The following is a 12350-nucleotide window of genomic DNA, read 5'->3' on the forward strand; positions in this document are numbered from 1 at the left end:
GAATCCTTAATTAAATGTGTTGTTTGGGGAATACTTTGGTCAATAATTTTTATTTTAATTGGATTTATCATTGCAAATTTCACTCCATACATTTTAAAGGATGTTTTGTTTGTTGAAGGTATGTTGGTTATTATTGTAGCAGCTTCATCTTCCATAAGTGGAAACCCCTTGGGATTATCACTTCAAGCACTTGGAGAAAACAATGCTCAATATGTTGCAAATGCAAATCTTGAAGTTACGAAAATGGAAAAACAAAAGCAACACCATAATTTCAAAACTGATTTAAGAAGCAGTTTGAATGCGGTTTCCTTAATTATAGGTGGGGTAATTTGTATTGTAATTAACTTTATTATTTAATGATATTCTGGAAGGATAAATCTCCCATACTCTTTAATACCTAAAAAATTTCTCTAACGTAAACAACAAAGTCAAAATCCATTGTGATACTTTTTCCTGGTGGATATGGAACTTGTCATAGACAACTACGCCATTATATGTGAAAAGCAACGTTATTATCAGGTTGTGATGCATAGGTAAAGAAAATTCAAAGTTAATATTAATAAAAAATTGGGGTGATATGTAATGGAGTGTCCATATTGCAATGAAACAATGGAAAAAGGAGTTATATATGGAGACAGGTATGCATTGAAATGGATAGAGGAGTCAAGAGCTGAAGGATTTATGGCAAGAATTTTTCAAAAGGGCATAAAGCTAACAAATCCTTGGATGTCGAATAAATTAGAGACATACTATTGTAGTAAATGTAAAAAGATGATTATTGATGTCATTGATATAGTGGAATAAATAAAACAATCACTTGCAATACCAATAATATTAATTATTCCTAATACTAAACTTTGAATAATGAATAATCCTAAGTAAAGAAGATTGAACAAATAACTTGTTCATTATTTAATTAATTACGGTATTCTTAATGGATTCATTGATTATAAAACTATGTAATTAAATATTAGTAGCTAATAGTTCATTAAATTATTTTAAAATAAAGGGGATTTTATATGAAAAAGATAGTATCTTTTATTTGCTTAATTTTGGTGGTGGTTTCTTTAGTGGGTTGTAAACAAAGTGGTGCAACTGATAATGTAACAGTGGATGTTGGCGAGTCTACTAAGTTTACTAAAAAGGAAATAAATAAAGCCATAGATTCTGTAATAAATAACTTTAGGTTTCCAGCATGTACACTAACAAAGGTATGGTATGACGAAGAGAAATCCAACATTTTTGTTAAAGGTTATATGTCAAATGGAAGAGGTAGAGGAAATGGTGTTAGTCCAGAAAATGTTATTATTTTGTTATCTAATTTTGACGTTGATGGTTCAGGGAATAATCCTGTTTTGGACCCGAATTCAACTTACACAGAGTATCAATGGATATTGATAAGAGACAGTAAAACAAGCGAATGGAAAATTGATGATCAGGGGTATTAAAAGTATTGCCGGTTATTTATGGTATAACAAATTTATACTTCTAATATATGGTGGTGATTTGAATTAATATGAGTAAGGATAGTTTTAGAAAACTTAAAAATGTAAATTGTCCAAGTTGTGGCATAGAAATGGAAAAGGGATATATTTATTCCCCAGCAGAAATATCATGGTCAAAGGATGGCAAACCTCGATTTTTTCCAGGTTTAGCTGAATATGATACCCTAGTAGATGCAAATTTTGGTCTTAAAGTAAGAAAAGAAGAAGCTTTTAGATGTAAGGAGTGCAATCTTGTATTATTTGAATATAACCCAAAACTCTAAAGTAGAATATGTAATTACAATAGGGTATCGGTACTAGATACTTAATTTTTAGCGAAGGATATTGGTATCTTAAATTTCCAGTATTCTTAAGTTTATTAACCAGAAAGAGAGAAGGTCATGAATTTTATGAAGGTTTCCAATAAAGAATTTAAGAACTTACTTATATATACCATAGTGATTATTATATTAGTAGCTACTAAAACAATTAACTTACAAGAAAAAGATGATAGAATTATTCACAACAGTTTTGGTTCTAGTTTAAGAATTTTTAATTTAATGATGAATGATTATAATAAAGCTATTAATAATACTGAAGACATTGATGAAAAAGTTGAAATCATAAAAGATTTAGGTATTAGGTTAGATAGATTGCAGCTTTCATTTAGTTATATAGAAGATAGATTTAACTTATCGTTTAATCCCTTAACACATTATGTAGTTGGCTTTGATTTAAAAAATTTCAAAATAGATTCAACATATCGTACAGAAGTTCTTAATAAATTAGATGAGATTTATATTATATCAACCAAAATAAAAGATATGGGATATGACGAGTTTTACAAGAATTTTAATAGCAAACTATCAAGAGTAAAACCTAGTGATAAAATAGTTGATTATTTTAATGAAATGAATAAGTTAGCACTTCAAGGATAATATTATTTTTCTGAAAAATGTGGGATGAAGCACTTTTTTCTTTGCTTTTAACTTCTGTGTCTAAACTAAGAAATTTAAAATCAACTAATCTGTAGGCAATTTACAGCTAAAGCTTTCACTGGGGGGAAGTCTTAGCTGTAAATTGTCTTTTATTTTACATAGATAAATCACTAATGTAATTAAAGGAAGCATGAAAACATATTATTACAGTAAGTTTATAGAAATTTGGGGGTTCTACACATGACAGTGATTGAAAGTAATAGACTTATTTTGAGAGGTTGGAAAGAAGAAGATTATTTAGATTTATATGAAATCATATCAGATCACAAGGTTAGTGAAAGTGCAGGTTGTTTTGTTGTTAAGGATATCGAAGAAAGTAAAAATAGTATAAGGACCTTTATGAAGTACAATCAATCCCATGCAATTGTACTAAAATCTGAAAATAAAGTAATAGGCTCTATTGGAATGGATGATATAGCACCGGATAAGGAACTTATAAGCCTTAAACAAAGATATATTGGTTATACTGTGAACTCTAAATATTGGAGAAGGGGATATGCTACAGAAGCTGCCAATGCGTTGATAAAATATTTATTTGAGGAAGTTTCTTTAGACTTAATTTGGAGCAGTCATTATGATTTTAATCTAAAATCTAAGAGAGTTATCGAAAAATGTGGTTTGAATTATAAATTTTCAAAGAATGTAATGCTTAGAACTTTAGAAAATAAAAATACAACAGAATTATTTTATTGTATATACAGAGAACAATTTCTAACTAGTTTTTGAGTAAATATCTACACTATGAAAAATAATAATGGAAAGTAACCAAGTATAAACTTACGTTACATTATTCTTAATAAGTGACTTTATTAGATTATCTAAATACCAAATAAAATTAAAAACTGAAAATATACAGCCACTAAGAAAACTATCCAAGGAGCTATTAGGATCTTGGAAAATTATTCTCAGTGGCTTTTATTACATTCTTTTTAGATTTGCAAACTCTGGTGGAACAAAGAGTATTCTGTTAAAACAAGAGCGCTTTGTTCTCGAATCTCTTTTCAAAGGTGATTGAACAAAATTAACTTCTGCATTATTTAATATATCCTTATATCATTATTTTAAGATGGATATAAAGCTTCAGTGATACTAATCGATAATGGTATTTAGTGCTTTTATAAAGTGCAATTTAAAGAAAGAAGGGATCATGTGATTAATAATTTAAGAATGAGATTGAAAATATTATGTTTATCATTTACTGCTTTAATATTGATTTTAATAGTGTCTGGAGTAGGTTACTTTAATATTAATGATACAAATAATGATTTATCTTCATTATATGATAATAACCTTTTACCAGTACAATATCTTAATGATAATAGAAACCAAACAAGAGCAATTGAAGCAGATATTTACGCTATAATTTTACATAGTGATAATAAAGAGATTCAGCAAGAAAAGGCAAATGATATACAAAAAAGAAACCAAACCTTTGATGACAATTTTAATAAATATAAAAAAATAGAACTGGATAAGTTTGAAACGGATTTAATTCCAGTACTAGAAGATAACATGAAAAAATATAGACAAGGTATAGATGAGGTAATTAGCTTGGCTTCAGAAGGAAAACAAAAGGAAGCCCTTGATAAGCTTAATTCTGTTAAAACTTACATGAATGAATTTCAAAATAACTTAAGGGATTTAGCTGAATACAACGTAAGCGATGCTGAGAAAGTAAAAGTCCATAATGATGACAGTGCTAAATCAGTTAGAAAGTCTTATGCAATTTTAATATTTATTTCACTAGTTATAGGCGTTGTTATGTCCCGTACAATTTCAAATAGCATTAGAAAGCCTTTAATTGTGATAAAAGAATTTGCAAATAGATTGAAAAACTCAGACTTTACTACTCCTATTAAATTAGAAAGAAAAGATGAACTTGGGCAAATTGGTGTGGCTCTTAATGAAGCACAAATGCAAATAAGCACTCTTATAAATCAAGTCCAAAACTCTGTTCAAGAATTAAGTTCAGAAAGTGAGGAACTATCTGCAACAGTAGAGGAAATGACTGCAAAGCTTGAAGAAATAAATTTTGCCACAGAAGAAATTGCGTCAGGAGCACAAGATACTAGCGCAGGAGCTGAAGAAGTTGCTGCCTCAACAGAAGAGGTTGATGCAAGTATTCAAGAGCTTTCCTCTCAAGCTCTACAAGGAAGCACTAAAGCAGAAACCATAAAGGAAAGGGCTAGCTTAGTAAAAAGAGAAAGCAATGATGCCTTTGCAAAAATCCAAGCAATTAAAAAAGAAAAAGAAAAGAATATTAATGAAGCTCTTAAAAAGGCTGAAGTAGTTGAGCACATAAAAATGATGGCAGATACAATTTCTGGTATATCAGAACAAACTAATCTGCTTGCACTAAATGCGGCTATTGAAGCTGCAAGAGCTGGGGAGCAAGGGCGAGGCTTTGCAGTGGTAGCTGATGAAGTTAGAAAATTGGCAGAACAATCCTCTCAGGCTGTTGTAAAAATTCAAGAAACAATAGCAGAAGTTAGAGAAGCATTTACTGATTTGAAAGAAAACAGTAATGAAATACTATGTTTTATAAATGAAGATATTACAGCTCAGTTTGAAAAATTCGTTGAAGTTGGCAATGAATATTATGAAGATGCAGATTTTTATGCTGAAATTTCAGAAAGTATAGCATCTATGTCTGAAGAAATAACAGCTACCGTGGATCAAGTTAATTCAGCTATACAAGATATGGCATCACAAGCACAAAGATCCAGTGAGAATTCAGAAAGCATAAAAGGTGGAGTTAATGAGGCTTCAATTGGCATGAATCAAATTTCTGTTGCAGCTCAAACCCAAGCTGAAATGGCTGAGAAACTTAGCGAATTGGTTTCAAGTTTTAAAATTTAAATTCTAAATAAAATTACCCTCTGCATTTTTGCAGGGGGCTTTTTAACCTTCATTTAGTTTTCAAAATATAATAGCTTAGCAATATAATAAATTAGGACTTTAAGAAAACTGTGACCGAACCTTTACTAAAATACCCAACCTTTAGTTGTATTATATTCTCTTCTATTGCTTGAAACTTCTTTTAACCATTCATCAATTTCATTTTTATAAAAATACTGTTTATTATTTATTGTAAAGTATGGAAACATCTTTCCATGAAAAACATGTGTTTCGTCTAACTGCTTCTTTTCAGTTTGAATTATGCCACGTACTTCTTCCACTGTCATATTTAGGTATTGTGCTATTTGAGGCAGTGTTAGAGTCTTATTGTCTGTCGAGGTTATAGTTGGAATTGAGGTTTGCATGGTAGAGCTTTTTTCTAATGAATTTCCTATCCAAATGGAGCCAAATATTACACTCATAGCAAGTATAATAATAGATATTGGGAACAACTTTTTATTCTCCAATGATTTTTCCCTCCTTTAATAATTAAATAGTCATATTCTACAATTATCCCACATTTATGAATGAAGATATTAGGTACATCCCGAACTATTTGAGATTTACGATTTCCACTGTTGAAACCTTTATATCTGTAATAAGTTTTTGCACATCGTTGAATAACAGCCCCTTTGTATCAACTATTATTCCTCCGTTGATTTGAATTGTTTCATTAGGTTCTATGTTTCTATTCACAGTAACTACTGTTTCTTTACTTAAAATTTTATCTTTTATTGTATCATTAATTACTGGTTCAATATTTTCTATAAAAATACTTTTTCCATTAGTATTAGTCAATTGAAGTGAATAAGAAAATTCCGACTCATCATTATTATTAGCTAAAGTATAACTCAAACCGTTAGTCCTAAGTCCTCTTGTTTTTTCTGTTCTAAAGTTTATATTTTCATATCCTAAAAAGACTATAAAAGCACATAAACTTATCATAATTATTGATATGACTAATTTCTTAAACATATGATTTTCCCCTCCATAAAACTAAGTACCCCGTTAATCTTTTGCCGAAACCATTTCTTTTATAATACGGTTTAATATAGACACTGGTGATTTGAATTGAAACTAAAATGTTTTATTCCTAAACAAATATAACTTTTATTAGTTAAACATGGTCATGGAAATCATTTTATTATTTGCAGCTTACTCGTTTTGATATGAGTTGGAATCAAATTTGAAGTTTCTATAAATTTCCTTAAATCCTCATTATCTCCGTTTCTAATGTTAAAAGTTTTGATAACTTTAGAGGTGCTATCCTGGGCCTCAGTAAAGTCCCTTACTTTTAGAATTGCTATAAACTCACTGAGTTCATTGATTAAACTATTTAAAGTTTTATCATTAGTATAGTTAGATTCGTTACAATAATTGCTGGCTAAAATTGAATACTCATATAAAACATCGCTAATAAACACAAAAGTTTGAGCTGTTTTATCCCCTGAATTTTTTCTAGCATAATCATTAAAATAATAGGAAGCATAGCCTTTATAATTATCTTTTAATTGAGTGGATAATGTTACGACTGCATCCATATGATTTTTGCCACTACCTTTAGTAAAATCTAGATCTACAAGATGATTGTTCACTATGTTTTCCATTGAATCTAAATCAAAAATAATTCTATTTATTTCTGCTGCCATATAGGCTTTATAGTTAGATTCAATTTTAATACTTCGAAACATGAAGAAAAAATTACTTAAAAACAATGCACCAATGATGATTAAGTGAATTTGTTTTTTATCAAATCTAATATTCAATTTACCCCTCCATAAGCTATTAATAATTTTAAAAACTGTACACTGAAATAAAATACGAGTTCATGTTATATAATTTAATTTTACCATAAAATAACTGTAATTATATTGTAAAATATCCAATATCAATAAAAGTGGCGTCTTTTCCCATAAAACACAGTTCCCATGAAAATATCGATAATTTCCTTTAAATGTATGAAATAAATTGAAATGAGTGCTATAATTGTAATATATATACAATAAGTCTATATACACTAATTTAAATATTTTCGCTTTATGAGGTTGAATATGAGTATACATTTTAATGCTATCACTCCCGAAAACAGGAGGACTTTTAACTATTTGAAAGTGAAAGAACAGCATAATAATGTTAAAAAAATAAGGGGGTATATTTATGAGGAAAATAAGTTTAATACTATTATTTATGATTTTGGTACTTACTGGTTGTGATAGCACCAAAACTGAAGGAAAAGATTTTACTACTACATTTGGTTTTCCAGAGCACATTCTAATTTACAATAAAGGTACTGAAACTAAGCTAGATAAAGGCTCTGATAAATATAATAAAATTATAGAAATACTTAATGAGAACTTAAAGAAAGAAAAAAAACTTGCTTTGATTGATTCTAAAACTAGGGAGCTTAGTGATAGACTAAAGCAAAATGAAATTTCTTTAGAGTTTATATACTTTGAATTAAGTAGTTTCCCACTAGATGCCAAAAATGAAAATGACAAAAGGCCATTTATAAAACTACTGTGGCCACTAACAGGGGAAAATACTGATGTTTTTGAACTAGGTCTTAACTCTGGATTTGCATCTTATGGTAATGGCGCGGTTGGGGGCTTCTCTAAAGATATATCAACGAAAGTTCTTGAAGTAATAAAATAATTTAAAGTAATACAAAATTGCAAAAGAACATGAATAAATCGATTCAATGGATAAATAGATATGATATAGGAGGGGTGTTAAATGCAGGATAAGTTAATAGGTGGAATTGTGCTTATTGTTTTTAGTATTATACTATTAACTCAACCATGGCAGCTATTTGTAAGAAACGGTTCAGAAATGGTAAATCAAGTTAAGTCAAAACCCAAATTTATAAAATCAATGAAGGTTATAGGATACATCTTTTTAATTTTAGGTATAGTGATTGAGTGTAGTATATACCTGTAATCTATTTTGAGATTTGATTAATGAAGAATATTTTTAAAAATAAATTTGAGGGCGACAATTTGTCGCCCTCAAATTTTATGTTCAATTTTTTATTGAAGTGAATCCTCTTTGCCCATGATTCCTTTCAACTTATTAAGCACATTTGTTTTAATAGTAATAGCTCTATAATAGGAAATGTCAATAAGCTCAGCATAACCCGTCAAGGTGTGCCCTCTGAAAATTACGTCGCTTTTATTTATGTTATAAAACAAGTGAAACTTAGGCAAAGAGCTGTGACTAGATTTTTTTATTTAGAAGGATTCGGAAGGTTGCTACAGAATATATTTATAAATATATAATGGCTAATTAAGCTTGGATAAAGGAAGAAATGAATATGATTAATGTAAGTTTGATTGAATTATGCCAGATGGAAGATGATAAATTTTTATGCGCAGTGATCGCAGCTCGTTATAAAGGAAAGTGGTTATTTGTTAGAGAAAAAGGAAAAGAAACTTGGGAGCTTCCTGGGGGAACACATGAAAAAAATGAAACCATAGATGAAACTGCTACTAGAGAATTAGTTGAGGAGACTGGAGCAAAGAAATTTAAAATCCTGCCAATATGTATTTCTTCTGTAAATGTAGATGGTCACCATTCCCATGGGAAGTTATTTTATGCTGAGATAGATGAACTTGGTGAATTACCAAATTCAGAAATAGAAGAAGTGCAGCAATTTGATGATATACCCAAAAACATAACTTATCCTCTAATTCACACCATGCTATTTAATAAAGCAGTTGAATTTTCTGTTCATTGTAAGAGTGATTAAGGTATAAGTTTTTAAATAATAAAAATTAATACTTTTATACAAAATTACATTCAATGAAAGTAAGGGAGGGCTAATATGATTTTTCAAACAAAGGATTTCTATGTGGATTTAGTGGATAATAAGGATGTAAATGCTATTGTGGATGTGTATAACTCCAATAAAAATTTTTTAGTTAATCATATGGATACTGAAAAGGTCACATATGAATGGATACTTGAAGAGTTAGAGTCCATGAAAAATTCTGATTTTTCTTCCTGTAAAATAGTTGAAAACACTTCAGGTAAAATAGTGGGGATAATAGATTTTAAAATAGATGAAGATGCCTATCTATCTCTATTAATGGTACATAATAACTATAAAAATAAGGGTGTTGGAAAACTAATTTATGAGACTTTGGAGGAATACCTTAAATCAGTAAAAAGCAAGAGTATAAGAATAGATGTGGTTACTGATTATGATGATAAGGTAATTGATTTCTGGATTAAACATGGTTTTAAAAAGTTTGAAAATATAAAATTAAATTGGACAGGAAAAGTTTTACCAGCTGTTGTTATGAAAAAAAGCCTGTAATTAAGAAAACCTTCTAGAGAAAACTGGAAGGTTTATTTTTAACCTAAAGGTAAGAAAATATAAATGTCCAATTAGAAGCTTTATTGGAGCAGTTAAGTAAGTAAATTATTTTATTACTACTATTGACATGAAACCAAAAGGTGTCATATAATGCAAATATGAAACCAAAAGGTTTCTCATTTATTGAAAAGGAGATGCGACAATGAAGGGAAAAATGCAGAGTACACTACCAGATATTCAGCGTACTGTTACAATGGATGCTTCCATTAAGAAAGTTTGGAATGCAATTTCAACATCAGAAGGACTAGCCTCATGGCTCATGCCAAATAATTTCAAGTTGGAAATGGGATATGAATTTACTTTTCAATCGCAGCCGAAGCGTGGATGGGATGGCGTTGTACATTGCAAAGTTACAGAAATCATCCCTTTGGAAAGACTTGGTTTTACCTGGTGCGGAGGTGGCTTGGAACAATATGTTTCATTTGACTTAGTGAAATTAGAGGAAAATAAGACCCAATTAATTTTAGTTCATTCAGGATGGACAGAAGAAAACAAAATGCTTCGTGATGTTATGTACGATGGTTGGGGCTATATAACAGAAGGTTTAAGCAAAAAGATGGGTGATAAAAATGGCGGATACTTATCCTAACAATGATGTTTTTCAAGCCATCGCTGATCCTACCCGTAGAGAGTTATTAAATCTTTTGGCTAATAAGGAAATGCCAGTGAAGGAAATTAGTGGACACTTTCCAATGAGCCGTACAGCAGTATCAAAACATCTTCATATTCTTGCAGATGCAGGACTTTTAACTGAACATAAAGTTGGACGTGAGACACGATACAAACTTCAGGCAGCACCACTACGAGAACTGAAACAATGGTTATCGTACTATGAGAAGTTTTGGGATAACAAACTTAACGCACTTAAAAACTTTGTTGAGAGTGATGATTAAGATAAATAAGTCTTAAAATATTTCACCATATTCATTAATGATGAAATAAATTATAAAGATATAAAAACAAATTATAAAGATATAAAAATATATTAATAAAAGGAGAGAAGTTAAATGAAAAGAATTACTCCAGAAATTTTTGTTAACAACTGTAAAGAGGCATTAGAATTTTATAAAGAGGTGTTTGGTGGAGAAATAAAAAATGTTCAATTAGCAGATGGAAAACCAATGTTTAAGGGACTTGAGGGGAAAATTATACACTCAGAATTACATATTAATGATGCTTGCATAATGTATCTAGTAGATATACTAGATGGCAGCGATAAGGTACAAAATGGTAGATTATTACTTGAATTGGAAAGTGATGAAGAAATAAATAGAGTATACTCAGCACTTATGAATAATGGTTCAGCAGAATTTGAATTACAGAAAACATTTTGGGGTGCTTACCATGCAGTAGTAACTGATTGCTATGGTAACACATGGGGATTAAATTATTCAGAAAGATAAACAATCTTTAACTTTATTTAAGATGAAGTTACTTATAGTTTTTAAAAAATAGTTGTTAAAAAGTGTTATGGATTTTTGCAAATTAATGAATGGCCTAAATTGGAAAAAGTAATTATCCAATTTAGGCTTTTTTATTGTATAGTAATTTCAAGTTTTTTTGCCACAAGAAAGTACCTAAAAGCCCTTGGAATTAAACGTATAATTACTTCACGTAAGCAGAAACTAAAAAGGGTTGTGTTGAAGTTGTTTCTCTATATGTAAAAGAAAAGTCAGATACAAAATATATAAGTAGGAAAGGAGAAACTATGACAGAGAAAAAAGCAATGAACGAAACAGGATGGAATTTAGATAATAGTTATGCTCGTTTACCTGAAATATTTTTTACTAGCCAGAATCCAAATCCTGTACTCTCACCAGAATTAGTGATTTTGAATTATCCCTTGGCAGAGGCTTTAGGATTGAAGGGTGAGGCGCTGGAAAGTAAAGATAGTATAGAAGTTTTTGGTGGTAATAAAGTTCCAGAAGGCTCTTCACCTCTTGCTCAAGCTTATGCAGGACATCAATTTGGGCATTTTACAATGCTTGGAGACGGTAGAGCTGTGCTGCTTGGAGAACAAATCACTCCTGAAGGTGAAAGATTCGATATTCAGCTTAAGGGATCAGGTAGAACTCCATACTCTCGTGGAGGTGATGGCAGGGCAGCTCTTGGACCAATGCTTAGGGAGTATATTATCAGCGAGGCAATGCATGCCCTTGGTATTCCTACTACAAGAAGCTTAGCTGTGGTGACAACTGGTCAATCAATAATTCGACAAACCGAAGAACCTGGTGCCATTATGACGAGAGTAGCTGCCAGTCATATAAGGGTTGGAACATTTCAATTTGCTGCAAAATGGGGCAATAAGGAAGAACTTCGAGCTTTGGCAGATTACACGTTACAAAGACATTTTCCAAATGCTGAGGCAGGGGATAATAAATATCTTTCTCTACTTAAGGAAGTGATTAAGCGCCAAGCTGAACTCATTGCTAAATGGCAGTTGGTTGGGTTTATACATGGTGTTATGAATACAGACAACATGGCCATTAGTGGAGAAACCATTGATTATGGTCCTTGCGCCTTTATGGATACCTATGATCCAGCAACAGTATTTAGTTCTATAGATGTTCAAGGACGCTATGCTTATGGTAATCA

At 30.5% G+C, this 12350-nt stretch carries 18 protein-coding genes; 15 read left to right on the plus strand and 3 right to left on the minus strand.

What is annotated here, in order from left to right; genetic code table 11:
- The 7 genes from RR409_RS17225 to RR409_RS17255 all read left to right on the plus strand — a co-directional run.
- Positions 1 to 357: hypothetical protein (locus RR409_RS17225; RefSeq protein WP_332559008.1), on the plus strand; the 357-nt coding region annotated here is incomplete at its 5' end.
- Between the two features lie 225 nt (positions 358 to 582).
- The gene (locus RR409_RS17230; RefSeq protein ID WP_332559009.1) at positions 583 to 804 is read left to right on the plus strand and encodes a PF20097 family protein; all 222 of its coding nucleotides are present in this window, start codon (positions 583 to 585) and stop codon (positions 802 to 804) included.
- Between the two features lie 215 nt (positions 805 to 1019).
- Positions 1020 to 1448: a DUF4829 domain-containing protein gene (locus tag RR409_RS17235; protein ID WP_332559010.1), complete on the plus strand. Its 429-nt coding sequence runs from the start codon at positions 1020 to 1022 to the stop codon at positions 1446 to 1448.
- 68 nt (positions 1449 to 1516) lie between these two features.
- Positions 1517 to 1768 (plus strand): PF20097 family protein, encoded by a 252-nt coding sequence (locus RR409_RS17240; RefSeq protein WP_332559011.1) that lies wholly within the window; start codon positions 1517 to 1519, stop codon positions 1766 to 1768.
- Between the two features lie 117 nt (positions 1769 to 1885).
- A complete protein-coding gene (locus RR409_RS17245; protein ID WP_332559012.1) occupies positions 1886 to 2422 on the plus strand; it encodes a hypothetical protein in 537 nt (178 codons plus the stop codon).
- A gap of 240 nt (positions 2423 to 2662) precedes the next feature.
- Positions 2663 to 3208 (plus strand): GNAT family N-acetyltransferase, encoded by a 546-nt coding sequence (locus tag RR409_RS17250; RefSeq protein ID WP_332559013.1) that lies wholly within the window; start codon positions 2663 to 2665, stop codon positions 3206 to 3208.
- A 423-nt stretch (positions 3209 to 3631) separates the two neighbouring features.
- Positions 3632 to 5341, plus strand: coding sequence for a methyl-accepting chemotaxis protein (locus RR409_RS17255; protein ID WP_332559014.1), 1710 nt, complete (start codon positions 3632 to 3634; stop codon positions 5339 to 5341).
- Between the two features lie 125 nt (positions 5342 to 5466).
- On the opposite strand, the gene RR409_RS17260 is transcribed toward RR409_RS17255, so the two are convergent.
- From RR409_RS17260 to RR409_RS17270, 3 genes are all read right to left on the minus strand, one after another.
- On the minus strand, positions 5467 to 5847 hold the full coding sequence (locus tag RR409_RS17260) for a hypothetical protein (protein ID WP_332559015.1): 381 nt from the start codon (positions 5845 to 5847) through the stop codon (positions 5467 to 5469).
- 85 nt (positions 5848 to 5932) lie between these two features.
- Positions 5933 to 6355 carry a hypothetical protein gene (locus RR409_RS17265; RefSeq protein WP_332559016.1) on the minus strand — a complete coding sequence of 141 codons (423 nt, stop codon included), beginning with the start codon at positions 6353 to 6355 and terminating at the stop codon, positions 5933 to 5935.
- Positions 6356 to 6516: 161 nt separating this feature from the next.
- A complete protein-coding gene (locus RR409_RS17270; protein WP_332559017.1) occupies positions 6517 to 7146 on the minus strand; it encodes a hypothetical protein in 630 nt (209 codons plus the stop codon).
- A gap of 391 nt (positions 7147 to 7537) precedes the next feature.
- Between RR409_RS17270 and RR409_RS17275 the strand changes: the two genes are divergently transcribed.
- The 8 genes from RR409_RS17275 to RR409_RS17310 all read left to right on the plus strand — a co-directional run.
- Entirely contained in the window at positions 7538 to 8032 is a 495-nt protein-coding gene (locus tag RR409_RS17275) for a hypothetical protein (RefSeq protein WP_332559018.1), read from the plus strand.
- An 81-nt stretch (positions 8033 to 8113) separates the two neighbouring features.
- On the plus strand, positions 8114 to 8317 hold the full coding sequence (locus tag RR409_RS17280; RefSeq protein WP_332559019.1) for a hypothetical protein: 204 nt from the start codon (positions 8114 to 8116) through the stop codon (positions 8315 to 8317).
- Between the two features lie 373 nt (positions 8318 to 8690).
- Positions 8691 to 9125, plus strand: coding sequence for an NUDIX domain-containing protein (locus RR409_RS17285; protein WP_332559020.1), 435 nt, complete (start codon positions 8691 to 8693; stop codon positions 9123 to 9125).
- 75 nt (positions 9126 to 9200) lie between these two features.
- Positions 9201 to 9695, plus strand: a complete 495-nt coding sequence (locus tag RR409_RS17290) for a GNAT family N-acetyltransferase (protein WP_332559021.1) — start codon at positions 9201 to 9203, stop codon at positions 9693 to 9695.
- A 202-nt stretch (positions 9696 to 9897) separates the two neighbouring features.
- A complete protein-coding gene (locus tag RR409_RS17295) occupies positions 9898 to 10344 on the plus strand; it encodes an SRPBCC domain-containing protein (protein WP_332559022.1) in 447 nt (148 codons plus the stop codon).
- A complete protein-coding gene (locus tag RR409_RS17300) occupies positions 10325 to 10648 on the plus strand; it encodes a metalloregulator ArsR/SmtB family transcription factor (RefSeq protein WP_332559023.1) in 324 nt (107 codons plus the stop codon). Before RR409_RS17295 ends, RR409_RS17300 begins: the two co-directional genes overlap by 20 nt.
- Before the next feature lie 114 nt (positions 10649 to 10762).
- A complete protein-coding gene (locus RR409_RS17305; RefSeq protein ID WP_332559024.1) occupies positions 10763 to 11158 on the plus strand; it encodes a VOC family protein in 396 nt (131 codons plus the stop codon).
- A gap of 305 nt (positions 11159 to 11463) precedes the next feature.
- Positions 11464 to 12350, plus strand: an 887-nt coding sequence (locus RR409_RS17310) for a YdiU family protein (RefSeq protein WP_332559025.1), incomplete at its 3' end; no start/stop codon positions are given.

This window comes from Clostridium sp. (assembly GCF_036642255.1).
Lineage (GTDB): Bacteria > Bacillota > Clostridia > Clostridiales > Clostridiaceae > Clostridium_J.